23 protein-coding genes and 2 tRNA genes are annotated in these 25,911 nt (G+C 60.4%); 12 read left to right on the plus strand and 13 right to left on the minus strand.

Annotation, left to right across the window (positions count from 1 at the left end; genetic code table 11):
* Nucleotides 1-334: 334 nt before the first annotated feature.
* Nucleotides 335-2,398: a polyphosphate kinase 1 gene (gene ppk1 / locus P7F28_RS20885; protein WP_277186492.1), complete on the minus strand. Its 2,064-nt coding sequence runs from the start codon at nt 2,396-2,398 to the stop codon at nt 335-337.
* Between the two features lie 283 nt (nt 2,399-2,681).
* Here ppk1 and ppx point away from each other — a divergent pair, with 283 nt between their 5' ends.
* Nucleotides 2,682-4,193, plus strand: coding sequence for an exopolyphosphatase (gene ppx, locus P7F28_RS20890; protein WP_277186493.1), 1,512 nt, complete (start codon nt 2,682-2,684; stop codon nt 4,191-4,193).
* A gap of 59 nt (nt 4,194-4,252) precedes the next feature.
* Here the strand turns inward: ppx and P7F28_RS20895 are convergent, their stop codons facing one another.
* Nucleotides 4,253-5,077, minus strand: a complete 825-nt coding sequence (locus P7F28_RS20895) for a GNAT family N-acetyltransferase (RefSeq protein WP_277186494.1) — start codon at nt 5,075-5,077, stop codon at nt 4,253-4,255.
* A 146-nt stretch (nt 5,078-5,223) separates the two neighbouring features.
* Nucleotides 5,224-5,682 (minus strand): histidine phosphatase family protein, encoded by a 459-nt coding sequence (locus P7F28_RS20900; protein WP_277186495.1) that lies wholly within the window; start codon nt 5,680-5,682, stop codon nt 5,224-5,226.
* 148 nt (nt 5,683-5,830) lie between these two features.
* On the opposite strand from P7F28_RS20900, the gene P7F28_RS20905 reads away from it, so the two are divergent.
* Both P7F28_RS20905 and P7F28_RS20910 read left to right on the plus strand, forming a co-directional pair.
* Nucleotides 5,831-5,907 (plus strand) — tRNA-Pro (locus P7F28_RS20905).
* 75 nt (nt 5,908-5,982) lie between these two features.
* A complete protein-coding gene (locus P7F28_RS20910; protein WP_277186496.1) occupies nt 5,983-6,138 on the plus strand; it encodes a hypothetical protein in 156 nt (51 codons plus the stop codon).
* Nucleotides 6,139-6,594: 456 nt separating this feature from the next.
* On the opposite strand, the gene P7F28_RS20915 is transcribed toward P7F28_RS20910, so the two are convergent.
* The 3 genes from P7F28_RS20915 to P7F28_RS20925 form a co-directional block, all read right to left on the minus strand.
* Complete coding sequence (locus tag P7F28_RS20915) at nt 6,595-6,912, minus strand: hypothetical protein (protein WP_277186497.1); 318 nt, start codon at nt 6,910-6,912, stop codon at nt 6,595-6,597.
* 32 nt (nt 6,913-6,944) lie between these two features.
* Nucleotides 6,945-7,634 carry a peptidoglycan DD-metalloendopeptidase family protein gene (locus tag P7F28_RS20920; RefSeq protein ID WP_277186498.1) on the minus strand — a complete coding sequence of 230 codons (690 nt, stop codon included), beginning with the start codon at nt 7,632-7,634 and terminating at the stop codon, nt 6,945-6,947.
* A gap of 113 nt (nt 7,635-7,747) precedes the next feature.
* Nucleotides 7,748-8,659, minus strand: coding sequence for an aldose epimerase (locus tag P7F28_RS20925; protein ID WP_277186499.1), 912 nt, complete (start codon nt 8,657-8,659; stop codon nt 7,748-7,750).
* Between the two features lie 543 nt (nt 8,660-9,202).
* On the opposite strand from P7F28_RS20925, the gene P7F28_RS20930 reads away from it, so the two are divergent.
* Both P7F28_RS20930 and P7F28_RS20935 read left to right on the plus strand, forming a co-directional pair.
* A complete protein-coding gene (locus P7F28_RS20930) occupies nt 9,203-10,033 on the plus strand; it encodes an undecaprenyl-diphosphate phosphatase (RefSeq protein ID WP_277186500.1) in 831 nt (276 codons plus the stop codon).
* A gap of 95 nt (nt 10,034-10,128) precedes the next feature.
* Nucleotides 10,129-10,205: transfer RNA gene (locus P7F28_RS20935), tRNA-Arg, on the plus strand.
* 20 nt (nt 10,206-10,225) lie between these two features.
* Here P7F28_RS20935 and P7F28_RS20940 read toward each other — a convergent pair.
* Nucleotides 10,226-11,296 carry a methyltransferase domain-containing protein gene (locus P7F28_RS20940; RefSeq protein WP_277186501.1) on the minus strand — a complete coding sequence of 357 codons (1,071 nt, stop codon included), beginning with the start codon at nt 11,294-11,296 and terminating at the stop codon, nt 10,226-10,228.
* 412 nt (nt 11,297-11,708) lie between these two features.
* Between P7F28_RS20940 and P7F28_RS20945 the strand changes: the two genes are divergently transcribed.
* Nucleotides 11,709-12,164 carry a hypothetical protein gene (locus tag P7F28_RS20945; protein WP_277186502.1) on the plus strand — a complete coding sequence of 152 codons (456 nt, stop codon included), beginning with the start codon at nt 11,709-11,711 and terminating at the stop codon, nt 12,162-12,164.
* On the opposite strand, the gene P7F28_RS20950 is transcribed toward P7F28_RS20945, so the two are convergent.
* Nucleotides 12,064-13,365, minus strand: coding sequence for a cyanate transporter (locus tag P7F28_RS20950; RefSeq protein ID WP_277186503.1), 1,302 nt, complete (start codon nt 13,363-13,365; stop codon nt 12,064-12,066). The two genes, P7F28_RS20945 and P7F28_RS20950, sit on opposite strands and share 101 nt — an antisense overlap.
* Nucleotides 13,362-14,552, minus strand: coding sequence for an amidohydrolase family protein (locus tag P7F28_RS20955; protein ID WP_277186504.1), 1,191 nt, complete (start codon nt 14,550-14,552; stop codon nt 13,362-13,364). The genes P7F28_RS20950 and P7F28_RS20955 overlap by 4 nt, the downstream gene beginning before the upstream one ends.
* A 112-nt stretch (nt 14,553-14,664) precedes the next feature.
* On the opposite strand from P7F28_RS20955, the gene P7F28_RS20960 reads away from it, so the two are divergent.
* Nucleotides 14,665-15,339 carry a GntR family transcriptional regulator gene (locus tag P7F28_RS20960; protein ID WP_277186505.1) on the plus strand — a complete coding sequence of 225 codons (675 nt, stop codon included), beginning with the start codon at nt 14,665-14,667 and terminating at the stop codon, nt 15,337-15,339.
* A gap of 60 nt (nt 15,340-15,399) precedes the next feature.
* Here P7F28_RS20960 and P7F28_RS20965 read toward each other — a convergent pair whose 3' ends face one another.
* Nucleotides 15,400-16,956 (minus strand): acid phosphatase, encoded by a 1,557-nt coding sequence (locus tag P7F28_RS20965; RefSeq protein ID WP_277186506.1) that lies wholly within the window; start codon nt 16,954-16,956, stop codon nt 15,400-15,402.
* A gap of 253 nt (nt 16,957-17,209) precedes the next feature.
* Between P7F28_RS20965 and P7F28_RS20970 the strand changes: the two genes are divergently transcribed.
* From P7F28_RS20970 to P7F28_RS20980, 3 genes are all read left to right on the plus strand, one after another.
* The gene (locus P7F28_RS20970) at nt 17,210-18,565 is read left to right on the plus strand and encodes a cytochrome-c peroxidase (protein ID WP_277186507.1); all 1,356 of its coding nucleotides are present in this window, start codon (nt 17,210-17,212) and stop codon (nt 18,563-18,565) included.
* Nucleotides 18,566-18,691: 126 nt separating this feature from the next.
* A complete protein-coding gene (locus P7F28_RS20975; RefSeq protein WP_306805963.1) occupies nt 18,692-19,087 on the plus strand; it encodes an RT0821/Lpp0805 family surface protein in 396 nt (131 codons plus the stop codon).
* 19 nt (nt 19,088-19,106) lie between these two features.
* Nucleotides 19,107-19,556, plus strand: coding sequence for an NUDIX hydrolase (locus tag P7F28_RS20980; RefSeq protein WP_277186508.1), 450 nt, complete (start codon nt 19,107-19,109; stop codon nt 19,554-19,556).
* Here the strand turns inward: P7F28_RS20980 and P7F28_RS20985 are convergent.
* Both P7F28_RS20985 and P7F28_RS20990 read right to left on the minus strand, forming a co-directional pair.
* Nucleotides 19,553-20,485: a transporter substrate-binding domain-containing protein gene (locus P7F28_RS20985; protein ID WP_277186509.1), complete on the minus strand. Its 933-nt coding sequence runs from the start codon at nt 20,483-20,485 to the stop codon at nt 19,553-19,555. The two genes, P7F28_RS20980 and P7F28_RS20985, sit on opposite strands and share 4 nt — an antisense overlap.
* 114 nt (nt 20,486-20,599) lie before the next feature.
* On the minus strand, nt 20,600-22,309 hold the full coding sequence (locus P7F28_RS20990; RefSeq protein WP_277186510.1) for a glutamine--tRNA ligase/YqeY domain fusion protein: 1,710 nt from the start codon (nt 22,307-22,309) through the stop codon (nt 20,600-20,602).
* Between the two features lie 300 nt (nt 22,310-22,609).
* On the opposite strand from P7F28_RS20990, the gene P7F28_RS20995 reads away from it, so the two are divergent.
* Complete coding sequence (locus P7F28_RS20995) at nt 22,610-22,810, plus strand: ornithine carbamoyltransferase (RefSeq protein ID WP_277186511.1); 201 nt, start codon at nt 22,610-22,612, stop codon at nt 22,808-22,810.
* Nucleotides 22,811-22,946: 136 nt separating this feature from the next.
* Nucleotides 22,947-24,488, plus strand: a complete 1,542-nt coding sequence (locus P7F28_RS21000; RefSeq protein WP_277186512.1) for an amino acid carrier protein — start codon at nt 22,947-22,949, stop codon at nt 24,486-24,488.
* On the opposite strand, the gene P7F28_RS21005 is transcribed toward P7F28_RS21000, so the two are convergent.
* Entirely contained in the window at nt 24,489-25,709 is a 1,221-nt protein-coding gene (locus tag P7F28_RS21005) for a CaiB/BaiF CoA-transferase family protein (RefSeq protein WP_277186513.1), read from the minus strand.
* Nucleotides 25,710-25,911 lie beyond the last annotated feature (202 nt).

The raw sequence follows: 25,911 nt of genomic DNA on the forward strand, positions 1-25,911 counted from the left end.
TCTCTGTGTTTCCCTTATAGACCCCTACGGCGATGGCGCGTGAGCGCCGGACGTGCCGCGCTTATGAGCGCGTACCGCTTTGCTAAGGGAAAAGGGATGCTTGAATGGCGCGTACCGAGCGCTTGACAGGCCGGGCAGGCCTCAGTGGCGGCGGGCTATTGTCACCTAGGGAGCCCATTAATCCACTTGCCGTATCAAGAGGCAGTGTCCGGTTGAAAAAGCTGCTTTCTTTGGTGACTTTCTTTGCAGCAGCAAAGAAAGTTACCCCTCCGCCGGGGAGGCGGCTACTGCATAAGCCAAACAACAAACAGCAGCGGCACCCAAACAAAAAGACCTAAGAACAAAACTTAGCCAAAAGCCCAAGCTGCGCATTGCGCACAGACTTCCCCGAACGCCGCTTCCGATAATGCCCATCACTCTGCATGACCCACGCCGACTGATTATCCCCAAGACAAACAGACAAGCCCTCAGCAATCACACGCCGTTTAAGCCGCCGATCGCGAATAGGAAACGCCACCTCCACACGCCGGAAGAAATTCCGATCCATCCAATCCGCACTAGAGAGGAAAACATCCTCCCTGCCGTTGGCATAAAAATAAAAGATCCGATGATGCTCAAGAAATCGCCCGACGATGGACCGCACAGTAATGTTCTCGGACAAATCCTCCACACCAGGCTTAAGCGAACACACCCCGCGCACGATCAAATCGATCTTCACGCCCGCATGCGATGCCTCATAAAGCGCAGCAATCACAGTCGGCTCAAGCAACGCGTTCATCTTGGCAACGATGCGCGCCCGCTTGCCCTGACGCGCATGCTCAGCCTCAGCCCGAATCGCATCGATCAGCTTGGCGTGCAGCGTGAAAGGCGATTGCCACAGTTGATGCAGCGGAATCTCACCGCCAATCCCGGTCAACTGCTGAAACACATGATGCACGTCCTCACAGGTTTCCTGATCGGAAGTCATCAACCCGAAGTCGGTATAAAGACGCGCGGTACGCGGATGATAATTACCCGTGCCCAAATGCGCATAACGCTTGAGCACCATCTTGCCGCCCTGCGATACACGCCGCACGATCAGCATCATCTTCGCGTGGCACTTGTGGCCGACCACGCCATACACCACATGCGCGCCAACTGCCTCGAGCTGTGAAGCCCAGTTGATATTCGTCTCTTCATCAAACCGCGCCAGCAACTCGACAACAACGGTCACTTCCTTGCCGTTGCGCGCAGCTTGCATCAACGCATCCATCAACGGCGAATCGGTGCCGGTGCGATAGATCGTCTGCTTGATCGCCACTACTTGCGGATCTTTCGCCGCCTGAAGCAACAACTCCAGCACAGGCTGAAAACTCTCGTACGGATGATGCAGCAGGATATCGCCCTGATCGATCGCATCGAAGAGATTGGTCGTGTTGGCGATGGCCTTCGGGATCGACGGAATATGCGGGACGAACTTGAGATCGGGGCGATCGACCATCTCGGGCAACTGCATCAATCGCACGAGATTCACCGCGCCTTTCACGCGATAGCAATCGCGCTCGCTCAACTGGCTCTCATCAAGCAGGCGGCGAACCATATGCGGCGGCGTCTCTGCCGATACTTCCAGCCGCACCGCATTACCCAAATGCCGCGCGGGCAGTTCACCCTGAAGCGCGACGCGCAGATTGGTGATTTCGTCTTCATCGACGAACAGTTCGCTGTTACGCGTGATGCGAAACTGGTTGCAGTTCACCACCGTGAGATGCGGGAACAGTTCATTGACGAAGTGCTGCATGAACGAACTCAGCAGCACGAAGCCATGCGGATAACCCGACAGCGCTTCCGGCATACGCACCAGACGCGGCAGCGCGCGCGGCGCCTGCACGATACCCATCACCGCCTGACGGCCGAACGCATCCGTGCCTTCCAGCTCGACGACGAAGTTCAGGCTCTTGTTCAGCACGCGCGGGAACGGATGCGCCGGATCGAGGCCGATCGGCGTCAGCACCGGCAGCAGTTCGTTATGGAAGTAATCGCGGGCCCAGGCGGTCTGCTGTTCGCTCCAGCTTTCCGCGCCGTGAAAATAGATGCCTTCCATTTCCAGCGCAGGCAGGACGATGTCGTGCAGCATCGCGTATTGCTGATGCACGAGGCGTTGCGCGCGTTCGGAAACGAGGTCGTAGACGTGTTGTAGCGACATGCCATCCGGCGATAGCGAGCCGGGATTGTCGCGCATCTGCTCTTGCAGTCCGGCCATGCGGACTTCGAAGAATTCGTCGAGATTGGAGCTGGTGATACAGATGAAGCGAAGGCGTTCCAACAGGGGCACCGATGTATCGGCGGCTTGAGCGAGAACTCGCTCGTTGAAACCAAGAATGCCCAGTTCGCGATTGAAAAGCGGGTAGCGTATGGACATCGGCTGGAAGATATAGGTCTCGGACGAAAACGCAGGGTTGGGGTCTGATGATCTCACAGTATGATGTAATTTTTATGACATGGAATGTGACACAAATTCTACTCACATTCCGGATAGCGTCGCTAGCGCAAGCGGGCGCAACCCGACAGAAATCGGCGCGTTCCATGCTTTTACACCGTTGCCGAAAGGCGATCTTCGCATCGGCATAGAATAGAATTCGTGCGCCGCAACAGCAGCCACGCTGTGACGGTGCTTCCCCCACATCACGATTTCTGGATATCCGATGGTCCAACATCCTCATCTTCTTGCCGCAGTTGACCTCGGATCGAATAGCTTCCGGCTGATCGTCGGCCGCGTCGAGGAGACGCCGGCGGGCAGCCAGATCTATCAGGTCGATGCGCTGCGTGAGCCCGTCCGGCTGGGCGGCGGCCTTTCCAAAGACAAAATGCTCGATCGCGCGTCGCAGGTGCGCGGCTGGGAAGCGCTCAAGCGCTTCGGCGAGCGTCTGCGCGACTTCCACCCCGATCAGGTACGCGCGGTCGCAACCAACACGCTGCGCGTCGCTAAAAATGCGAACGACTTTCTGGTCGAAGCGGAAGCGGCGCTCGGGTTTCCCATCGAAGTGATCGCGGGCCGCGAAGAAGCGCGTCTGATCTATGCGGGCGCGGCGCATTCGGTGCCGGCGAGCGCGGGCAAGCGGCTGGTGGTGGATATCGGTGGCGGTTCGACGGAGTTCATCATCGGCTCGCATTACACGCCGATTCATATGGAGAGTCTGTATATCGGCTGCGTGAGTCATAGCCGCACATTCTTTCCCGCTGGCAATGTCGATGAATACACCATGCGCCAGGCCGAGCTCGCGGCCAAGCGCGAAATTCAGATCATCTCGCGCGAATACAAGCAGACCGGCTGGGATCAGGCGATCGGATCATCCGGCACGGCGCGCGCGCTCGCGGAACTGATCGAAGCGAACGGTTTCAACGACGAAGGCATCACGCACGGCATTTCGCGCGGCGGTCTCGAACGTCTGAAGCGCGCGCTCATCAAGGCGGAGAACGTGAATCGCCTGAAGCTGATCGCGCTGAAGCCGGATCGCATTCCGGTGCTGGCGGGCGGCTTGTCGATCATGCTCGGCGTGTTCGAGGAACTGGGCGTCGAATACGCCGATACCACCGACGCCGCACTGCGCCTCGGCGTGCTGTACGACCTGCTCGGACGTTCGCAGCATCAGGACATGCGCACGGTCACGGTCGAAGGTTTCAAGCGGCGTTATGGCGTGGATGGACCGCAGGCGGATCGCATTGGCGAATTGGCGATCAGTTTCTACGATCAACTCGGCGAATCCGACGAAGACCTGCGCGAAGAGAATCGCATGTTCCTGTCGTGGGCGGCGTCGCTGCATGAGATCGGCTTGTCGATTGCGCATAGCGCGTATCACAAGCACTCGGCGTATATCGCCAGCAACGCGGATATGCCGGGTTTCTCGCGCACCGATCAGGCGCGGCTGGCCACGCTCGTGCTTGGTCACGCGGGCAAGTTGGGCAAGCTCGCGCAGATGCGGGATATCGACTGGACCTTGCTGTTCTGCTTGCGCCTCGCGTCGCTGTTGTCGCGCCGTCGTGTCGATGTCGGATTGCCGGGCATCGAGGTGAGAGAGACGGCGGGCAGTTTCGAAGTGCGTCTGCCGAACGATTGGGTCGCGAGCAATCCGCTCACGGACTACAGCCTCGTGCAGGAAGCGATGGAGTGGGAAAAGATTGGGCGTCCTTATCGAGTGGTGTATACGGGCGATTGATCGATCACTCACGCATGTAAAAAAGCCCCGTTTTTACGGGGCTTTTTGCTTACTGACACTTAGCGAGTCTTGATATCGCCGATAAAGTGACGCGCGTATCGCGCATTGATATCTGACAGCCGGAACAGCGTCAGAAAGTCCGCCGTGTTGAAGTCAGGGTCCCACGCGGGCGCACCGCAAATCTTCGCACCGAGACGCAGATAGCCTTTGACCAGCGGCGGCGGGCTGACTTCCGCGCCCGTGCGCAACTCTTCGACCGGCAGCGGCGTATGCGGAAACGCGCGATATTCCGGCGCGCTCAAGGCATCGGCGGGAAGCGAGGTGTAGAGGTTCGCGGCGTAATGACCACCATCGACCATGCCGACGCTTGCGCAGCCGAGCATCGTCTCGTAGCCGTTGTGCATCATGTATTGCGCGAGACCGCCCCACAGCGACATGATCACCGCGCCGTTGCGATAGTCGGGATGCACGCACGAACGGCCCACTTCGACCAGCTTCGGGCGCAGATGCGTGAGACGCGATACATCGAATTCGCTCTCCGCATACAGCCGGCCGATACGCGCGGCCTGATGCGGCGGCAACACGCGATACGTACCGACCACGGTCAACGTGTCGAGATCGCGCACGAGCAGGTGATCGCAATAGGCGTCGAAGGCATCGACATCGAGACCGGCAGGACCGGACAGACGCGCGCCCATTTCGTCGGAGAACACACGATAGCGCAGGCGTTGCGCCTCGCGCAGTGCATCGTCGGAGCGGGCCCACGATACTTGCAGGCGCTGCTGGCCCGTAACGGTTTCGGACGTGCGCGGAAGATGGCGGCGCGAATCGAGCGAGAGCGAAGACGCTCCGAGTTGCAGAAGGGGCGTCGGCATATCTTGCATTGGCGTTCCTCGGCTGGCGTGGCTTGGGCTTTGTCCTCGCCAATGTAGTAACGCACAATGACGCTCGCATGGCATGGCAATGACGTTTCGATGAAACGACATTCGCATGAACGTGCGCTTACGCTCGCTTCCAGTATTTAAAGGATTTACAGGAGATCGGGGTTCATGATCGCGCGCAGCACGGTTTGACCATCGCCGTTGCGCGAGCGCGACTGAAACCACCACACGCCCGATTTCTTGATCGACCACTCCGCCTGATGGCCGGTCATCAGCAGTGCTGCGACATGGCCGAGCGTCGGCTGATGCCCAATTATCACCACCGTTTCCGCGATGCCATCGGGCCAGCCGGCGACATCGAGCACGGCTTGCGCGCTCGCGCCCGGTGCGAGCTGATCGACTACGCGATATTGATCGCCGAATGCTTCGACCGTTTGAATCGTGCGCGTCGCGGGACTGGCGAGCAAAAGCGCGTCATCGTCGATACGCGTCTTCAGCCATTTGGCGATGCCTTGCGCCTGCTTGCGTCCGCGCGCGGTGAGCTGCCGGGCGAGATCGCTCGATGCGTGATCTTCGGCTTCGGCGTGTCGCCAGAGAATGAGGTTCATCGACTGTCTCCGTTTGATCGATTTGATCGTTTGATTGGCGATGAGGTAAGGGCAACTATTGTGCCCCTGCCATCGGCGAATATTTTTGCGTGAATCGAAATAACCCGTTTGCGGGACGAGGAGAGGCACGCTATAATTTGCGGCTTGTCGGAGCGTAGCGCAGCCTGGTAGCGCATCTGATTTGGGATCAGAGGGTCGAAGGTTCGAATCCTTTCGCTCCGACCACAAAATATGAAGGGGTTACAAGTCACGCTTGTAACCCCTTTGTCTTTTCTGCGCGTCTTTTAGCCAAGGGGTCTCATGCTGCGTTTTGTTCTGTTCGTCGCCATCTCGCTGACGCTCGCCGCCTGCGCCGATTCATCGAATCAACCGAAGAAGCATCCGCCGCAAGATCCGCCTGATTATCACGGCGTGCCTACGGACATGACGCCGCCTTCAATGGCAACGCCCCAGTAACAAGCACAAAAAGCGAAGCCCCGATGCGCGCACACCGGGGCCTCTGACCCGCGCGGACTGTTCGCGCAGAGAGAAGCGCGGGCTGAGGACAATCTACCAAGCGAATACACGCGTGATTGTGTGCGTTGGTATCCGACCGTAACCGCCTGCAAGCAAGCGTGGCACGTTCAAAACGCGCGCTCGCCAAATCAACCGTTTGCGCGGTAAAAGTAACGTCCGGTCATGAATACCCGATGAAATTCTCTACTGCCCATTCGAGCGAAATTATTGCCGCGCGAGTATCATCCGACGACTTTGTTGCAATTCGTTACCGTCATGGATTTGCTCTGGGTGTTTCTGGTGATTGCACCGCTCGCGCTGGCACTGCTGATTGCGTTCGCCGCGCATATCGATCCGTTGTCCGGACGCTGGCGAACGCCTGGCCTCAAGCGTGAAACCACGCGCCGCGACAAGCGCTCATTGCTTGCAGCGAATGACCATCGATCGATTCTTGATGTTGGCGCCGAAAATCCCGCCCACTGAACCGCCCGCGGTTGCGCCGTTGTCCGCATCCTTCGATACGACTTCGTAGCCGTACGACCCACATTCTTCTCCCGCCTGTTTGTAGCACGCCGCCCAGCTCGTGCTGGCATCGCCACCGCTGCAATTGATGGCGAATCCCGTATCGCCCGAGGGCAGATACGTCATGGTCGGGCCGCTCGCGCAACCTACCAGCGCGCCTGTCAAAGTCAAAGCCAGCGCCGTGAGCAGCGTGGCTGTCGTGTTCCTCTTCATCTGAATTTCCTTGTTGATGACCGCGCGGGTTTTCAGCGCGGCGGCAGATAGCGCGCCGGATCGGTTGAGCGGCCCAGATAGCGCACTTCGAAGTGCAGCATGGTCTGATTGGTGTCGGTATCGCCCATTTCGGCGATCTGCTGGCCTTGCTGCACGGTCTGGCCTTCCTTCACCAGCAGCGCGCGATTGTGCGCGTAGGCGGTCAGATAATCGTCGTTATGCTTGACGATCAACATGTTGCCGTAGCCGCGCAAACCGTTGCCCGCATACACGACGCTGCCCGTCGCCGCCGCGAGCACCGGCGTGCCCGCCGAATTGGCGATATCGATGCCCTTGGAGTTCTTGCCGTCGAAGCTGTGGACCACCTGACCCTGCGCCGGCCAGATCAGCGAGACGCCCGGTCCCGCCTTGTTCTGCGCGAGCGAATCGGCGGCGGCATCGCTTTTTGCGCTGTTCGCCGATGAACCCGCGCCCGTCGATGCCGTCGCGCTTCCCGCAGGCGGCGCCACGCGCAGCACTTGCCCGACCTCGATCGCATCCGGATTCGACAGCGAATTCCAGCGCTTGAGATTGGCCACCGTCGTGCGATTCTCCCGCGCGATCTTGCTGACTGTATCGCCGCGTTCTACGCGATAAAACCCCGGCCCGACCGGCGCCGAGCCGCACGCGACCAGCGCCGTGGCGAGCGTGGCGCAAACGAACCGTCGAATTCCTGTGTGCAAAACCAAAACCTGCCCCCGCAGAACGCCGCGGCCCGTGGGAGTCGGGCGCGCGGATCGAAAAGGCAGGATTTTACCGTTTTGATATTGTCGGAACAGAAAGCAGCCGTCGGCGCTCATTCCAGCGGCGTAACGACGAGCCTCAGCGACGCGGTTTCCGTCTTGCCCGGCGCGAGCCAGCGCAGGCCGCGACCGTTGTGAATGGCGTCCGGCAGACCGATCCACGGTTCGACGCAATAGAAGTCGGAGGTGTCCGCTTCGGTCCACGTCGTCACCGCATACCAGGGCACCGAATCCGGCTGATCCAGTTCGAATTCGATCGATCGCTTCAAGCCCGGCAGATTCACTCGCACCGGCTGATCCGACGGCCCGGTCAGACAATGAAAGTTATCGACGATGCTCGCGTCGCCCAGCGAATAGCGCGGCTTGCCGGTCTGCGCCTCGCTGATCGCGCCATCGGGCAATTGATGGCAACGCTCCGTACGCGGCAGTTCGATGCTGCTTTCCTCGCGCTGATCGTGCGGCAGATGAAAATAAAAGTGATGCCCCGCGTAATACGGCAGCGCGACTTCGCCCGGATTCGATGTGGTCAACTCGACTTCGAGCGTATGCGCATCGACGATTCGATACGCCGCCTCGAAGCGAAACGCGAACGGATAGCCGCCGCGCGTGGCGTCGCTATCGACGAGCGTCATGCGCAGGCCGTGGCCGTCGGCATCGCGCCGGCAGGAGAAGGGCAGATTGCGCGCGAAGCCGTGCGTCGGCAGATCGTGGACGACGCCTTCCGGATCGCGCCATTTGTTGATCTGGCCATCGACGAAATGGCGTCCGAGAAACGGAAAGAGCAGAGGATTGCCGCCACGGATCTTGGCGGCGTTGGCCCAGGCGGCGGGATCGAGCGGATCGGGCCAGTGGATGACCGGCTCGCCGCCCACGCGCCAGGTCATGAGCCGACCGCCCGCGCCCGGCGCGAGCTGGATCGCGGCGCCGTCGCGCTCGATTTCGATGACGTCTGCTTCGGATGACATGGCAACGCGCTCCGTGAATGATGTTCGGGGAAACTCGATGATAGAGACGAGCCGGAAAGCGCGCCGGGAATCGTTTCAAATCGCGATGATTTTGCCTGCGTTCTTACTACGGAGAAACCCTTTGCGGGAAATCGCGGCTGTCGAAGCAAACTGCAATATGTTGTTATACGACTCCAATGTTAGGCAGCAGACGGACAGGAGCGATCATGGACTTGGCGATGGCAATGGGTGTCGGTATGTTCGGCCTTTTCGGCGCCGCCACGGCAATCTTTCTTTACAAGCTGAAGGGCTGAAGACCGGCCAGTCTTAGCTTATGTTTTCAGTCGTCCTTTCTGAGTTATTCGATTTAGCTAACGAATAACTGTCAACGTTGTTTGCGGCGCATCTATGTGCGCTGAGGCCTTGGCGCATATAGATGCGCTAGGCATAATCGGTCCGGTCTTGCGCGCCGTACCTTCCTACTTTTCCCCGTTCGATCATCGACATCCGACACATTGCTCGGGGCACGGCGCGTCCTTCCCATTTCACGAAAAGGACCGACGCGTGACTCTCTGGTTTCTCGTTTTTCTCAGCGTCCTGCAGGGCGTAACCGAACTTTTCCCGGTCAGCAGTCTGGGCCATACGCTGCTGGTTCCCGGTCTGATCGGCATGCATATCGACAAACATGCGCCGCAATTGCTGCCGTTCCTCGTCGCGCTGCATCTGGGCACGGCCATCGCGCTGCTCTGGTATTTCCGCACGCGCTGGATCGCGCTGATTCGCGGCTTCTTCGCGTCGCTCGGCGGCCGCAAGAACGATGACGGCCACATGATGTGGGCGCTGATCATCGGCACGATTCCGACGGGTATCGTCGGTCTGCTGCTGGAAAAGCGTCTCGAAGCGATCTTTCACGATCTGCGCATCGTGGCGGCGGCGCTGATCGTCAATGGCGTGCTCCTGTGGCTCGGCGACCGCCTCCAAAAAGCCCGCGCGATGCAGGCGCCCGACAAGCTCACGTTCAAGCAGGCGTTTCTGGTCGGCCTCGCGCAAATTGGCGCGCTGATTCCCGGCTTCTCGCGCAGCGGCCTGACGATGATCGCGGGTGTGGGCGCAGGCCTGACTGCCGAAGCCGCGGCGGAATTTTCCTTCCTGCTCGGCACGCCGATCATCTTCGCGGCGGGCGTGCTGGAACTGCCGAAGCTGTTCCACGCCCCCGGCCAAATGTTCGATGCAGCGCTCGGCGGCGTGCTGACCGGCATCGCCGCGTACCTGAGCGTGCGCTTCCTGATGCGCTATTTCGAAGGCCACGGCAAGCTGGCGTCGTTCGGCGTGTACTGCATGATCGCGGGGATTTTCTTCCTTGGCTGGTTCGTGATGCATCCGCAGCCGGTTTGATGCTTACTCGTCGCGATCGGATTTGAGTCGCGATTGAGGTAAAATCGCGGACTCGCGTGGCGGTTGTTTTTTCTTTTCGACCGCCGCCGCATCACCCGCCCTTAGCTCAGCTGGATAGAGCAACGGCCTTCTAAGCCGTAGGTCACACGTTCGAGTCGTGTAGGGCGGGCCAAGCGTAATCAAGCCACGCAGCTAGGCCGATTTCTTCCTCGCAAACAGCGCGATGCTCGCTCCGTTCGGATGCTGGGTATGGTCGTAATTAGCCGTGACGGTGAATCCAAGATCCTCGATGACGCCCAACAGGCTTTCGCGCGTCAGCCAGTAGCTGAATGGCGCTGCGCCGCCTGAAAAGCCGTCCCACTTCAACGCATCGAGATAAAACTGCTTGTGCATATGAACGGTGCGCGTGCCGCACTGAACAATGGTCGGTGAAGCGTCGAATTTAGGCGTGAGAGCCGGATTACCGGCTATGACTTCCGGGTGGTAGTAGTGCGTCCAGATGAAAAAAGACGAAGCCGCTGCTGCCATGTCTTGCAAGAGGCGAATCGGATCGACCATGTGATACAGGACTCCGCTTGCCACGATCAAATCAAAACGCTCATTCGTGGAAGATAAATACTTGCAGAAGTCACCGAACAGGAAATCAGTCTCGAATTTCAACGCATTTTGAACAGTAAGGCATTTGAGAAACGCTTTCGAGTTCGATTCAATCGAAGTTACTTGCGCGCCCATTTTTGCGAGCATATAGGTATGGCCGCCTTCGAGTGGGCCTAATTCCAACACACGCTTTCCCTTCAGATCTCCGAATTGTTCGGCGACCCAGTGCATTCGACGGTCTTCGAATAATTTGATCGTTCCGAAGCCATAACCTGGAATGTCGGAAGACCATGTGCCATCGAAGAGACCGAGTGCTGGCTTGTGTCCGGGGAACTCGGTCGAATGAAGATCGAGCACGGAAGTTTTGGACGGGGCGGCCTCGGTGGGCTGGGCCCGAAGCTGCGCAAGCTCTAGTTTCGTGCGCTCGAGTTCGGTGCTCGCTTTCTCTAGGTCGGCTTTCGCGTTCTCGAGTTCTGCACGCGATTCATCTGCCTGATTGATCGCAGCGCGAAGGTTTTCGTTCGTCTGATCTATCTGTACACGTTGGCTCGTGGCTAATGCGTCGAGTTGTTGTGTCCGTGTCGCATAGAAATCGCGGTTCGATGCAAGGCGCCGGATCGGCGGTACTGTAAGGACCGTTTGTCGCAATATCGATTTCAGGGTCATGAGTCTCTCGTCGGCGAAAGGGGCGAAAAGCATCATACATGCTGCTTAGCTCTCCATAAATGATTTTGAATCTTGACCCGGCGTTACTTATAGACGCATCGCGATTTTGGTCTGCCAATGCGAATCGCATTACTGTTTCTCTGCTGTTCCCGATTAATTAATCTGCATGTCAGCAAATTCGGGTATGCAGTCTGTTATTCGAGTGAATAATTCCTCGGTTAAAGCAATTATCTGAGTTTTGGCATTGCTCGCTGGCCCACTTCCTGCCCTAACTTCCCCCCATTACCGCCGATGTCCCGCCCCACAATGCATCGGCGGAATCAGCCGTCTCGCGCACGCGCGACACCGCCCTCAAACGGTGCGCCGATGCGCTATCGCAGCGCATTCACGCGCCCGCACGGAGAGCGATGAGGTGAACAATCGGGCCTACGAAACCAGTCCCGCGCAATGTTCGCGGTGGAATCGCAAGCAGTTGCGTCTGCAGCCGGAGGCGCGGCGGGTGCTGCTTGCCTCGTCGGAGCGGATGCTCGGGGCATCGCTCGTGTCGCTGTTCGAGCTGAAGGGCTTTCCGGCGCGGCTGGCGGTGGATGCGGCGTCGGTCCGGCATATCGTCGAGGAATGGCGGCCGCACGTGCTTTTTATCGATACACGCGTCGGCGCGTGCGGCAACTATTCGCTCGCGCGTGAGTTGTCACAGTTCGATGACAGCGCGGATCGGCTCATGATCGCGATGAGCGGTTTTCTGCCCGACGAGCCGATCGCGCATCTCAGGGATGCGGGCTACGACGGGCATTGCCGTCGTCCGTGTCCGGTGTGGCAGATGACCGATCTGCTCGATGAGTTTTTCGCGTGTCACGCGGTGCGCTGAACGTCGCGGACTGCATCGCGCGCGCGTAGCCGCGTGGACCGAACACGATGTTCAGCGCGATCATCGCCGCGACGCTCACGAAGAGCATCGACCAGGAAAGCGTGAAGCCGCCGCTCAGATCGCGCACAATGCCCGCAGCCACCGGCGCGAGTGCCGCGATCACAAAGCCCACGCCTTGCACGAAAGCGACGAGGCGCGCGGCGAGCGCGTGGTCATCGGCGTGATCGAGGGTCAGCACGAGCGTGAGCGCGAACACGCCGCCCAAGCCCGCGCCGAGCAGCGCGACCGCCGCCAGCGGCGCGCTCAGCGGCGCATATAAAAGAATCGCAAAACCGGACAATTGGGCGATGAGACCGAGCGCGAGCCACGGACGGCGGTCGCGTCCGCGTCCGCCGAAGCGCGCGGCGGCCATCGGCAGCAATAACGCGGACGACGCCTGAAACACCGTCAGCAAGGCGAGCAGCGCGCCGCTTTCCTTCACGCCTTGGCCGAGTTGCTGGTAGTACGCGGGCATCCACGCGACGAGGCTCGTATAGCCGCCATTCACCAGCCCGAAAAAGATGCCGAGCGTCCACGCGCGCCGGTTCCTGAATAGCGATGGCGCTTTCGTCACGCGCGCCGCCGCGCTCGAAACTGGCGTGGCATCGGCGCGCATCAACAGCAGCCATGCGGCAAGCGCGATCAACGCGGGCATCGCCCAGACGGCGAGTCCGGCCTGCCACGAAGCATGCGATGCCACCGCCGGCGTAATGCTCGCGCCCAGGCCGCCACCCGCCATGATCGATGCCGAATACAAGCCCATCGCGAACGGCAGGTTTTCAGAGAACCGCGTCTTCATCACGCCCGGCAACAGCGCCTGAATGATCGCGACGCCCGTTCCCGCGACTGCCGCACTGACGATCAACGTCGGCGCATCGCTGGCGAAGAAGCGGCCGGCGCACGCGATCACGATCGCCAGCAAGCCCGCCGCGACGCCGCGCGTATTGCCGATGGCACGCGACAGCGCGCTCGCGCCGAACGCGCACACGCCCATCGCGATGACCGGCAAACCGGTGAGCATCGACGCACCGCGAAACGACAAGCCGGTGGCATGCAAGATCGTATTCATCAGCGGACTGACGGACGTGAGCAGCGGCCGCAGATTTAGCCCGATCGCGACGATCACCGCGAGCCACGCGAGATTGGAAGTGCGTGAGTTCATCGCGTGAAATCCTGATCGATGACGACGCCGTTCGCCATCACGAAGCGCCTTGGCGGACGCATGGCGACCGCTTGTGCGACGGTGTCGGCATCGACTAAAACGAGGTCGGCGCGCATGCCTTCCTGCAAACCGTAACGCGCGAAGCCGCACGCACGCGCGCCTTCCACGGAGACGCATTCGAACGCGGCGGCGAGATCGTCGTCGCGGCGCAGGTCGTAGCGCATGGCGATCAGCATGGCGCGTTCGAGCATGTCGGGCGAGCCGAACGGCGTCCATGTATCGCGAATGCCGTCATTGCCGCCAAACAGCGTGACGCCCGCCGCGCGCGCTTCGCGAAACGGCGGCACGCTCACCGATGCCGGCGCGGTCGTCAGCAACGCCACATTCAGGCGCGCGATGCGCTCCAGCAACGCGCCGCGCCGCGCATCGGGCAACGCGCCGAGACAAAACGCGTGACTCACGACCACGCGACCCTGATAGCCATGCGCCTCCACGCGATCGAGCAGCAGATCGAACGTGAACGCGCCGAGATCGCCGGGTTCGTGGAGATGCAGATCGATCGGCTTGCCGTGCTTCGTCGCGAGCGAAAAGGTGATGTCGAGCGATGCAGCCGGATCGCCATCGATCGCAGCGGGATCGAGTGCGCCGAGCACATCGGCGTCGTGCTGCAAGGCGCGATCGAGCAGTTCGCGCGTGCCGGACCGCTTCATCACGCCCGATTGCGGAAACGCGACAATCTGCATATCGAGCACATCGGCGAGCGCCGCGCGGGTCTGCGCGACGCCTTCGAGATGGCGCAGACCCGCGTCCGTATCGATATCGACATGCGTGCGCAAACGCGTGGTGCCGCGCCGCAAAAATTCGAGCGCCAGCGCACGCGATGCCCGCGCCGCATCGTGACCACTGTGCGCGCGCCAGGCACGCTCGTTTTCAATACGATCGGTCAACCGCGCGCCGACCTCGTTGCGATACCACGGCATGCCCCACGTGGTTTTGTCCAGATGCGTATGACCTTCGACGAAGCCGGACAGCAGCAGCGCGCCGTGCGCCTGAATGACGCTATCGCCGGGTGCGGGCGTGCGCTCGCCGTGCGGCGCGATCGTATCGATCGACGTTTCCGTGACGCGGATGTCCATTGGCGCGCCGCCGAACGGTCGTGCATCGACAATCCAGATCGATGGTTTCATGTGACGTTTCCCTCCCACTTTGGTTGACCATTTTACGCACATTTGGTCAACCAAAGATACGCGAACGCTGATAGACCGAATACAATGGGCAGCAGAGAAACGAGAAACGCACATGGAATTGACACAGGAAGACCGCGTCTACGACGCCATCACGTCCGCGCTGCTGCAAGGCAAACTCGCGCCGGGCGCGCAGTTGGTCGAGCGCGAACTCGCCGCTGCGTTCGACTGCACGCGCGGCGCGATCCGCAAGGTGCTCGCGCGGCTCGGCGCGGAAGGCAAGCTTATGCTGGAGGCGAATCGCGGCGCGTTCGTGCCGTCGCCATCGGTGGACGATATCCGCGAGGTTTATCGGGCGCGGCAGGTGGTGGAGGCGGGGATCGTCGCGGCGTTGTGCGGGACGCTGAAGACGCCGGACAAACGTGCGTTGCGCGCGCACGTGAAGAACGAGCAGCGCGCGGTGAAGGCGGGCAGTGTCGAAGAATGCGTGCGACTCGCGGGGCAGTTTCATCTGCTGCTCGCGGAGCTTGCAGGCGCACCGGATGTGTCGGCGTTTCTCGGCAGGCTCGTCGCCAAGACCGAGCTTTACAAGGCACTGTTCGATCCATCGAAGGTGTCGAACTGCGCATCGGACGAACATGCACGGCTCGTCGATGCGCTCGAAGCCGGCGATCTCGCTACCGCCTTGTCCGATATGCGCGAGCATCTCGACGAACTCGAAGCGCGCGTGCTCCGGCAGGCGAGCGGCGCGCGTGCGGGCGATCTGGCGTCCGTGTTCGCATCGAAATGAAAACGGGCCGCGTCATCAAGCACGCGGCCCGTTCTTGCTACCACTCAATCAAATGATGCGTTACTGACTGAAGTCCAGCGCGTTCGTCAGATCGCCCATCTTCGCGTTGCCGTTCGCGACCAGACCGGCGTCACGCGATGCGAGACCCGGCAGCGTCGGCAGCGAGTAGCGCTTGGTGATGAAGCGCAGGATCGACGTCGTATCGTATTGCGTGTGATCGACGAAGCCCTTCTTCGAGTACGGCGAGATGATGAGCGCCGGAATACGCGAGCCCGGACCGAAGCGGTCGCCCTTCGGCGGCGCGACGTGATCCCAGAAGCCGCCGTTTTCGTCATAGGTCACGACGATCACGGTGTCTTTCCACATCGGGCTGTTCTGGATATGCGTGATGACGTCAGCAATGTGCTGATCGCCCGATGCCACATCCGTGTAACCGGCGTGCTCGTTCAGGTTGCCCTGCGGCTTGTAGAACGACACCGCCGGCAAGGTGCCCTGGTCGATCGCAGCGATAAAGGCCGCGCCGTTCACGCCGCCGTCGCGCAAGTGATCCGCGCGTGCTGCGGTGCCCGGAGCCAGATCGGCGAAGTAGTTGAACGGCTGATGATGCGTCTGGAAGTTCGGGATCGCGTTCACGCCGTACGTGATGGCCGTGCGGCTGGCCAGCGCCGCGCCCCACGCACCGCCGTACCATGCCCAGCTCACGCCGGCCGCGCTCAGCAGATCGCCGATATGCTGTTGCGTCTGCGGCGGCAGCGTGGTGGCTTGCGACGGATCGGCCAGCGTCTGATCGCCGCCCGTGACCGGCAGATTGCCCGACGGCTGATACGGCGGCTGCATCGTGTTGACGGCGTAGAAGTCGGGCGTGAGATTGCCCGAATTCACGTACTTCGGTGCGCCCGTCAAAGCCGAAACCGGCGAATTCGATGCCGTCGTCAGCGTCACGCCGTCCGCGTTGACTGACGAGATCGAACCCTTCGCCACGCTCTTGTCCGCGTTCGGGTAGATCGGCGTACATGCGCAGATCAGCCATTGGTGGTTCAGGAACGAACCGCCGAATGCGCCCATGAAGAAGTTATCGGCCAGCGTGTATTGCTGAGCGATCTTGTACAGCGGCAGCTTGTCCGGCGTCGTGCCGTAGTGACCCATCACGAGACCACCGGAGTCGGCCCATGCGGCGAACTTGTCGTTCTTGCCGCCGTCGATCTGCATCTGGTTCTCGTAGAAGCGGTGATACAGGTCACGCGTGGTGACGTTCAGCGCCGTATTGAAACCCTTCGGATCGTCGATGGCGAAGGGCGCGTTCGGCAAGTTGACCGTCTGCGCTTCCGTGATCGCGGGCGTCACGCCCGTCGCCGTCAAACCGCCCCAGACCTTCGGAAGCGTCGCGAGCACGCTGCCGTCGCGGTCGAGCTGCTGTGCGGCTGCGGCCGTCACGTTTTGCAGACCGTTGGCGCCCGGGAAGCTGCCGTAGAGGTTATCGAAGCTACGGTTTTCTGCGTAGATCACAACGACGTGCTGCACCTGATTGATATCTTTGTGGTCGTCGCCGCCGCAGGCGTAGAGGCCGAATGCAACGATTGCCGCCATCGGCACCGCGCAAACGAGTTTCTTGTTCATGAGCTCTCTCTTGTGTTGGGGACCGGCGCACGACTCGGGCTTTGTACGGAAAAAGAAAGCCTTTGTTCGCCGGCGTGCGCAGTGTCGCAACGAACTTTTACGGACTCGTGTAATAAGCCTTTCGAATACGTAATGTTGATGAAATAAATTTATTGTCAGACCACTTGAAATGAAGGGTTCAAGACGTGTCACGTGTAAGACATATTGGCGACATACCCTTCGGCATCTTTTCATTTGCCTGTTTGCCAACTTCATGTCTTCGATGCGTTTGCCTTTCGTTTTTGGTTCCCTCGCGCTTGCCGCGTTGTCTTTAACAGTGGGTTTGAGCGGGTGCGATTCGAAAGCCGCCGATGCCAGGGAATCAGCGCAAGGCGCAATGCAGAAGGTGGCCGCACAGGCTCCCGCGCAAGGCGGCCAGACGCGCGCCGAAGTCTTCGCGCATGTGAAGAACATGCAGGCGGTCGGCGAGAAGCTGTTCATGGACCCGTCGCTGTCGGGATCGGGGAAGCTGGCGTGCGCGTCGTGCCATAGTCCGCAGCACGCGTTCGGTCCGCCGAATGGTTTGTCCGTGCAACTGGGCGGCAGCGATATGCATCGGCCGGGCTTTCGCGCGGTGCCGTCGCTGCGTTATCTGCAATCGGTGCCGCAGTTCGCCGAGCATTTCCACGATTCCGACGACGAAGGCGACGAATCAGTCGATGCCGGCCCGACCGGTGGCCTGACGTGGGATGGCCGCGTCGATCACGGCGCGGATCAGGCGCGCATTCCGCTGACATCGACATTTGAAATGGGCAGCACGCCGGCCAAGGTCGTCGCTGCAGTCAAGGCCGCGCCGTACGCGGATGACTTCAAGAAGGCCTTCGGCCCGAACATCTTCGATAACGACGACAAGGCCTTCGCGTCCGTGCTCGAATCGCTCGAAGCGTTCGAACAGACGCCGGAAAAGTTCTTCCCGTACACCAGCAAGTTCGACGCGGTGCTCGCCAATCGCGCCAAACTCAGCGATGCCGAACTGCACGGCCTGCATCTCTTCAACGACGAGAAGAAGGGCAATTGCGCGTCGTGCCATATCAGCCAGCGCGCCAAGGACGGCACGCCGCCGCAGTTCAGCGATTTCGGTCTGATCGCCATCGGCGTGCCGCGCAATAACGATTTGCCGATCAACAAGAATCCGAAGTTCCACGATCTCGGCGCGTGCGGTCCCGAGCGCAAGGATTTGAAGGGCGACGAGTTCTGCGGCATCTTCCGCACGCCGTCGCTGCGCAACGTGGCGACGCGCAAGACCTTCTTCCACAACGGCATCTATCACTCGCTGGACGAAGTGGTGCGCTTCTACGTCGAACGCGATACGAACCCGGAGAAGTTCTATCCGGTATCGAAAAAAGGCGCGGTGCAGAAGTTCGATGATCTGCCGAAGAAATACTGGGAGAACATCAACACCGAAGCGCCGTTCGATCGCAAGAAGGGCGAAAAGCCCGCGCTCGACGAAGCCGAAATCAAGGACCTCGTGATCTTCCTCAACACGCTCACCGACGGCTACGATCCCGCGAAGGACCCGAACTCGCAGAAGGGCACGGGCCTGAAAGAGATGGAGAACGCGTCGAGCTGAGCCTGACCTTGCCGGCGCAACGGCCATAAGTTGCGCATCATGCTATCCTCGTTGCGGCCCGCGTCAGATGTTCACGCGGGCCGCCGTTCGTGAATCGCCTCTCCAGACGTTATACGCAACGAGGACATGAATATGTCGATCGAACATCGAGCGCTTGCTCGCACGGTGACCGTTACCGCGCTTATCGCCACACTGAGCACCGGTGCATTCGCCGCCAATCTCGGCTTTCTCAACAACACGCCGATCACGTATATGAAGCAGCGTGATCTGCAGATGCTCAATAACGCCGCGCAAACCGCGCTCAATACCAAGGGCGATGGCGAATCGCTCGAATGGAACAACAAGGGCGCGGGCAATCCGGTGCCGGTCAATGGCACGGTGACGCCGCACGAGACTTTCGATTCGGGCGGACTCAAGTGCCGCAAGATCACGCTGGTCGCCAACGCGAAAGGGCAGACGCAAACGTGGACACCGACCGCGTGCAAGCATGAAGACGGCAAGTGGCACCTGAAGAAACAATGACAAGAAGAAGGTTTATCCGATGACCGGGCGCAATGTTTCATGCGGCGTGGTCATTCTGAACGCGCATGGCGATGTGCTGCTGTGCCACGCCACCGAAACCACGCATTGGGACGTGCCCAAGGGCGCCGCCGATCCGGGCGAAAATCCGCGTGAGGCGGCGCTGCGTGAACTCGTGGAAGAGACCGGCATCGTGCTGGACGGCGCGCGGCTGAAGGATCTCGGGCGCTTTGTGTATCGGCGCGACAAGGATTTGCACTTGTTCGCGGTGCGCGTGTCGGACGAGGAAGTGCGGATCGAGAACTGCGTGTGCGAGTCGTACTTTCCGCGTTACAGCGATGGCACGATGATTCCGGAGATGGACGCGTATCGCTGGGTGAATCCGATTGAAGTGGATCGCTTTGCGAGCCGCAGCCTGGCGCGGCTTTTTCAGACCACTTTATCTTTGAGCGATCTGCACGAGACGCTTTAATCCAGCGTGTGATCGTTCGGATGCGCGAACAGAGCTTTCATCTCCGCCGACAGCGGGAATTGCAGGTTGATGCCGTCCGGTGGAATCGGCTGCATAAACCAGGTGTCATAGAGCTTTTCCGCCGCGCCTGAACGCTGCATATCGGCGATCACGTCATCGACGATCTGCTTGAACTGCGGATCGCCCTTGCGCATCATGCAGCCGTAGGTTTCGTTGGCGAGGGAATCGCCGGTCACCTTGTATTCGCTGCGCGCCGCGCCTTCCTGCGCGATCTTTCCGTAGAGCAGCGGATCGTCCATGACGAAGGCGACGGCGCGATCACTCTTCAACGCGGCGAACGCTTCCGCATGGTCGCGCGCGCTGATGATGCGCAGATTCAGCTTCTTCTGCAGCGTCATTTGACGCAGCAGCCGTTCATCCGATGTCCCCGCCGTCGTCACCACGGTTTTGCCCGCGAGGTCGTCGTAATTACGGATGCCCGACTTCGTCTTCACCGCCATGCGGATGCCGTAGCGAAAGAAGCTGTTCGAGAACGCGACGAGGGAATCGCGCTCGGACAGATGCGCGGTCGAACCGCATTCCAGATCGATCTGATTGTTCACGACGTAAGAGATGCGATTGGCCGATGTGACCATCACGTTTTTGACCGCAAGATTCGGCAGATTGAGACGGCGTTTGATGTCATCGACGACTTTCAGCGCGATGGCATAGGAATAGCCGACGGTTTGCTGATTCGCCGTGTAGGAAAACGGCACCGACGATTCGCGCGTGCCCAGCACGATCGCGCCGTTTTCGGCGATCTTGCGCAGCGTCGCGGAAGCCGGCTGCGGATCGCCGGTGGTTTGCGCTTTGGTTGGCGTGGCCCGCGCGCCTGCTATGACACACGCAGAGCCAATGACGACGAGCGCAAGTGAATGCGGCAGTTTCATATCGTTCTCGCTCGAAGCGACGCCCATCCGCCGCTGGTGATCGATGATGCGATGCGCTGCAACGCGCTACAAAGTGCGACGCCGCGTGAGGACGCGGCGTCGCAGTCGTCATACTTAAGCCGGCTTGCCCCAGCTATCGCGCAAACTGACGATGCGGTTGAACACGGGCTTGCCCGGCTGCGAATCCACACGATCCGCGACGAAGTAGCCGTGCCGTTCGAACTGGAAGCGGTCTTCCGCCTGCGCCTGCTGCGCGCTCGGCTCCAGATACGCCTGTACGACCCGCTTGGAGTCGGGATTCAGCGCATCCAGAAACTCCGCGCCGCCCGCGCCCGGCTGCGGTTCCTTGAACAGTCGGTCGTAAATGCGCACTTCGGCGGCGTAGGCGGTCGCGGCGCTGACCCAGTGGATCGTGCCCTTGACCTTGTAGTTGTTCGCGCCTTCCGTGCCCGATTTGCTGTCCGGGAAATAATTGCAATGGACGGCGATCACGTTGCCGTTCTCGTCCTTGTCCGCGCCCGTGCACTCAACCACAAAACCGTATTTGAGGCGCACTTTATTCCCGGGGAACAAGCGGAAATAGCCTTTCGGCGGCGTTTCCTGAAAATCTTCCCGTTCGATCCACAATTCGCGCGAAAACGGAAACTCGCGCACGCCACGATCCGGATGATGCGGATGCACCGGCGCGCTGCACGCATCGGTCTGGCCTTCCGGATAGTTGTCGATGATGAGCTTGAGCGGGTCCAGCACGGCGATGGCGCGCGGCGCTTTTTCATCGAGATCGTCGCGCAGTGCGCCTTCGAGAATGCTCATGTCGATCCACGAATCGACCTTGGTCACGCCCACGCGCTCGACCATCAAACGAATGGCTTCCGGCGTAAAACCGCGACGACGCACGCCGACGATGGTCGGCATACGCGGATCGTCCCAGCCATCGACGTGCTTTTCCTGCACGAGTTGCAGCAGCTTGCGCTTGCTGGTGATCGCGTAAGTCAGGTTCAGCCGCGAGAATTCGATCTGTTGCGGCAGCGGACGCTGGAACACGCCGTCGTCGGCGAGCTGCGCGAGGAACCAGTCGTACAGCGGACGATGATCCTCGAATTCCAGCGTACACAGCGAATGCGTAATGTTTTCGATCGCGTCCGACACGCAGTGCGCGTAGTCGTACATCGGGTAGATGCACCACGTGTCGCCGGTCCGGTAGTGATGCGCGAAGCGAATGCGATAGATAACCGGATCGCGCATATTGAAGTTCGGCGACGCCATGTCGATCTTCGCGCGCAGCACGTGCTCGCCTTCCTTGAACTCGCCCGCTTTCATGCGGCGGAACAGGTCGAGGTTTTCCTCGGGCGTGCGGCTGCGATACGGCGAATTCGTGCCGGCTTCCGTGGCCGAGCCGCGCGTGGCGCGCATTTCTTCGGCCGTCTGGCTATCGACGTAAGCCTGCCCCTTCTTGATCAGCATTTCCGCGTACTCGTACAGCTTGTCGTAGTAGTCGCTGGCGAAATACTTGTGTTCGCGGCCGTCCTTGTTCCATTCGAAGCCGAGCCATTTCACTGCGTCGATGATCGACTCGACATATTCGACGCTTTCCTTCTCGGGATTCGTGTCGTCGAAACGAAGATGGCAGACGCCGCCGTATTGCGCGGCGAGACCGAAGTTCACGCAGATGCTCTTGGCATGGCCGATATGCAGATAACCATTCGGCTCGGGCGGGAAGCGCGTTTCGACGCGCTGCGACCATTTACCTGAGCGGTTGTCGTCTTCGATGATGTTGCGAATGAAATTGGATGGCGCCGGAGCGTCGTTGCGATCGGTGTTCATGCGGTAGTGAGTGCCAACGGATGCGCTCGCGCGCTTGATTGGATCGGAAAGCGTTCGTTTCGGGGCGGAACGCGTTCGAATGGTTCGAATAGATCGAATATTGGATCGATTCTACCTTACGCAACCGTTCAAAGCAGACGAGTTCCATTACAGGCGCAGCGGGCTGTGGCGCGGATCGTAACGGCCGTAACGGGAGGTAAATCGCGTTGAAAGCTGCGTGAACGGCTTTTTAAGATGGCGTCGCGTGGCGGAAGTATCGCCCGAGAAAACATCACAACGACAATATAAGGAATGTCATTCATGAAGAAGATCGCCAGGCTTTCGGTTGTGGCCGCCATGCTGACCAGTCTCGCGGCGTGCGGCGGCCTGTCGCGGCAGCAGACGCACGCGGCCATCGGCGCGGGCGCGGGCGGCGCGCTCGGCTACGTGCTCACGGGCGGGCCGGTCGGCACGATCGCGGGTGCGGCGGCGGGCGGTCTGATCGGCGCGGGAACGCGTTAAAGACGTTAGGAATCGGGCGGGCGCGCGACACGTATAATGCCGCCCTTCGATGGAAAGCAAACCAGCCAGATTCGAAGCGAATCTGGCTTTTTTATGTCCTGCTTCGATGCAGTTGAATAAATGAAAGGAAGGTCGCGTGGAGCAACTTTTTCAATCGGTGAATGCGTTTTTCGCCTTCATCGCGCCGATCTCGGACTTCCTGTGGGACTTTCCGACCAATTTCGATTGGTACGCGCACATTCCCGTGCTCGGCCGTTTTCCCTTTGCAATCCTGCTACTGGTCGGCGTCGGCATCCACTTTTCGATCCGCACGCGCTTCGTCCAGACGATGAACCCGCGCACCATCGTGCGCATCATGCTGCGGCGGCAGTCGTCCGGTACGGGCGTGTCGGCGCTGGCGTCGTTCATGCTGGGTCTCGCGATGCGCGCGGGGCCGGGCAATATCGTCGGCATTACGGGCGCGATTTCGGTCGGCGGGCCGGGCGCGTTGTTCTGGATGTGGGTCGCCGCGTTCTTCGGCATGGCGACGGCCTTTATGGAATCGACGCTCGCGCAGCTTTTCAAGGAGCGCAAACACGACGAGTTCGTCGGCGGCCTGCCGTTCTACGGGCGGCGCATTCTCGGCGATAAGCGCATCGTCGGGACGGTTTTGTCGCTGGTGTTTATCGTATATGCGCTTTTCAACGTGCCGCCGCAAACGTTCAACGTGTTCACTGCGATCGGCACGATTGCGGATACCGTGAGCGGCACGCATCTGGCGCGGCAATCTACCGTTTATTACTGCATCGCGGTCGGGCTGGTGGTGGCGTGCTCGTTCATCATCATGGGCGGCATCCGGCGCGTGACGGCATATACGGATGTGCTCGTGCCGATCAAGGCCGCGTTGTTCTGCCTGATGTCGCTCATCATCATCCTGATCAATTTGCCGCTGATTCCGTACTTCTTCCATGAGGTGATCGTCGGAGCGTTTGCGCCGCATGCGCTGTTCGGCGGCGCGATCGGCACGGCGCTGGCGCAGGGCGTGAAGCGTGGATTGATGTCGAACGAAGCAGGGCAGGGCACGATCACGATGGCCGCCGCCATCGCCGATAACGATCATCCGTGCGAGCAGGGTTTCGTGCAAAGCCTCGGCGTATTTTTCGACACGATGGTGATCTGCACGATGACCGGATTTATCGTCGTGATGGCGCATGTGTGGACCGGCACGGTGGATGGTCAGGCGTGGGAGACGGTGCGCGCGTCGAAGATCACGGTGTATCTGGCTTCCGTGCAGGCGCTGGTGCCGATGGCGGTGGCGCAGGGCGTGAAGATCGTGATGTGCGTGTGTTACGGGCTGTTCGCGTTCACCACGCTGCTCGGGATGATTTCGTTCGCGGAGATTTCGGCCAACTTCATCTCGCGCAGTGCGTGGTTTATCGGCGGGATTCGCGTGGTCGGGTCACTCGTGTTCGTGCCGTCTGGCGCGCTGACGGTTTTGGCGGGACTGGAATTGCCGAATCTGTGGGCGCTGTCCGATCTCATGAATATCGTGATGGTGCTGCTCAATGTGCCGATCGTGCTGATCGGCCAGCGCCTGGTTTATCGGGCGCTGGCGCATTACCGGACATCGCGCGGTGAGCGCTTCGTTTCGGATGATATTGGCGTGAAGACCGAGTACTGGTCTTCACGTGATCGCTGATTACACGATCTTCGCTTCACGCAGCGCGCGAAGTTTAGGCTCGTCGTAGCCGAGCAGCGTCGAGAGCACATCGAACGTGTGCTCGCCCAACATCGGCGGATGCGCGCGCGCTTCGACCGGCGTTTCGCTCATGCGGATCGGATTGGCGGCGAGATGCACCTCGCCGCCCGCGGGATGCGGCATATCCAGCTTCATGCCGCGCGCGATCACATGCGGGTCGTCGAATACTTCGCCGAGATCGTTGATCGGCCCGCACGGCACACTCGCCGATTCGAGCGCTGCGAGCCATTCGCGCTTGCCTTTCAGGCGGACCATATCGGCGAGAATCGGCACGAGAATATCGCGGTTGCGCACGCGTGACGGGTTGGTGGCAAAGCGCGCGTCATCGGCGAGTTCGGCGCGTCCGCCTGCTTCGACAAACTTGCGAAACTGGCCGTCATTTCCCACCGCGACGATGATCCAGCCATCGTTCGTCTGAAACGTCTGATACGGCACGATGTTCGCGTGCGCGTTGCCCCATCGCACGGGCGGCTTGCCGCTGGCGAGAAAGTTCGTGTTCATATTGGCGAGCATGGCGACCTGAACATCGAGCAAGGCCATATCGATATATTGCCCTTCGCCCGTTCTATCGCGATGCGTCAGCGCCGCGAGCACGCCGACCGTCGCGTACATGCCAGTCATGAGATCGGCGATGGCCACGCCCGCTTTCTGCGGACCGCCACCGGGCTGACCATCGCGCTCGCCGGTAATGCTCATAAATCCGCCGATACCCTGAATGATGAAGTCATAGCCCGCGCGATTTGCATACGGCCCGGTCTGCCCGAAACCCGTCACCGAGCAATAGACGAGATCCGGCTTCACCGCCTTCAGCGATTCATAGTCGAGCCCGTACTTCTTCAGTTGCCCGACCTTGTAGTTCTCCAGCACGACATCGCTTTGCGCCGCCAGTTCACGCACGATGCGCTGCCCGTCGGCGGTCCCGATATCCACCGTCACCGAGCGCTTGTTGCGATTCGCCGCAAGGTAATAGGCCGCTTCGCGCGTGTCTTCGCCATCGGGCGTTTTGAGGTACGGCGGTCCCCATTGACGCGTATCGTCGCCGGTCTCAGGCCGCTCGATCTTGATGACGTCCGCGCCGAGATCCGCCAGCGTCTGCGCGCACCAGGGACCGGCGAGCACGCGGGTGAGATCGAGTACGCGGATGTGGCTTAAGGCTCCCATTCGATGTTTCACTCCCGGATAAAGGAACCGCAAATGTCGCACGGAAACGACACGCGCGCGATAGCGGTTTGCGCGCGCCGTGCGCCCAAGCCGCTGCGTCAGGCCGCACGGAGCGAATCCCGTATAATCGAAAATTACCTCTGCCTGTCCGGAAGCCCTGTCGCAGCGCGATCGAAGGCAACTCCGGCTGGCCAAAACCGAA

The organism is Caballeronia sp. BR00000012568055 (genome assembly GCF_029439455.1).
In the GTDB taxonomy this organism is placed as follows: domain Bacteria; phylum Pseudomonadota; class Gammaproteobacteria; order Burkholderiales; family Burkholderiaceae; genus Caballeronia.

What these genes read in the sequence shown, in the direction of transcription:
- ppk1 (WP_277186492.1), bottom strand. Translation starts at nt 2,398, where the DNA reads ATGTCCATACGCTACCCGCTTTTCAATCGCGAACTGGGCATTCTTGGT.
- ppx (WP_277186493.1), top strand. Translation starts at nt 2,682, where the DNA reads ATGGTCCAACATCCTCATCTTCTTGCCGCAGTTGACCTCGGATCGAAT.
- P7F28_RS20895 (WP_277186494.1), bottom strand. Translation starts at nt 5,077, where the DNA reads ATGCAAGATATGCCGACGCCCCTTCTGCAACTCGGAGCGTCTTCGCTC.
- P7F28_RS20900 (WP_277186495.1), bottom strand. Translation starts at nt 5,682, where the DNA reads ATGAACCTCATTCTCTGGCGACACGCCGAAGCCGAAGATCACGCATCG.
- P7F28_RS20910 (WP_277186496.1), top strand. Translation starts at nt 5,983, where the DNA reads ATGCTGCGTTTTGTTCTGTTCGTCGCCATCTCGCTGACGCTCGCCGCC.
- P7F28_RS20915 (WP_277186497.1), bottom strand. Translation starts at nt 6,912, where the DNA reads ATGAAGAGGAACACGACAGCCACGCTGCTCACGGCGCTGGCTTTGACT.
- P7F28_RS20925 (WP_277186499.1), bottom strand. Translation starts at nt 8,659, where the DNA reads ATGTCATCCGAAGCAGACGTCATCGAAATCGAGCGCGACGGCGCCGCG.
- P7F28_RS20940 (WP_277186501.1), bottom strand. Translation starts at nt 11,296, where the DNA reads ATGACCCTGAAATCGATATTGCGACAAACGGTCCTTACAGTACCGCCG.
- P7F28_RS20950 (WP_277186503.1), bottom strand. Translation starts at nt 13,365, where the DNA reads ATGAACTCACGCACTTCCAATCTCGCGTGGCTCGCGGTGATCGTCGCG.
- P7F28_RS20955 (WP_277186504.1), bottom strand. Translation starts at nt 14,552, where the DNA reads ATGAAACCATCGATCTGGATTGTCGATGCACGACCGTTCGGCGGCGCG.
- P7F28_RS20960 (WP_277186505.1), top strand. Translation starts at nt 14,665, where the DNA reads ATGGAATTGACACAGGAAGACCGCGTCTACGACGCCATCACGTCCGCG.
- P7F28_RS20965 (WP_277186506.1), bottom strand. Translation starts at nt 16,956, where the DNA reads ATGAACAAGAAACTCGTTTGCGCGGTGCCGATGGCGGCAATCGTTGCA.
- P7F28_RS20970 (WP_277186507.1), top strand. Translation starts at nt 17,210, where the DNA reads ATGTCTTCGATGCGTTTGCCTTTCGTTTTTGGTTCCCTCGCGCTTGCC.
- P7F28_RS20975 (WP_306805963.1), top strand. Translation starts at nt 18,692, where the DNA reads ATGAATATGTCGATCGAACATCGAGCGCTTGCTCGCACGGTGACCGTT.
- P7F28_RS20980 (WP_277186508.1), top strand. Translation starts at nt 19,107, where the DNA reads ATGACCGGGCGCAATGTTTCATGCGGCGTGGTCATTCTGAACGCGCAT.
- P7F28_RS20985 (WP_277186509.1), bottom strand. Translation starts at nt 20,485, where the DNA reads ATGAAACTGCCGCATTCACTTGCGCTCGTCGTCATTGGCTCTGCGTGT.
- P7F28_RS20990 (WP_277186510.1), bottom strand. Translation starts at nt 22,309, where the DNA reads ATGAACACCGATCGCAACGACGCTCCGGCGCCATCCAATTTCATTCGC.
- P7F28_RS20995 (WP_277186511.1), top strand. Translation starts at nt 22,610, where the DNA reads ATGAAGAAGATCGCCAGGCTTTCGGTTGTGGCCGCCATGCTGACCAGT.
- P7F28_RS21005 (WP_277186513.1), bottom strand. Translation starts at nt 25,709, where the DNA reads ATGGGAGCCTTAAGCCACATCCGCGTACTCGATCTCACCCGCGTGCTC.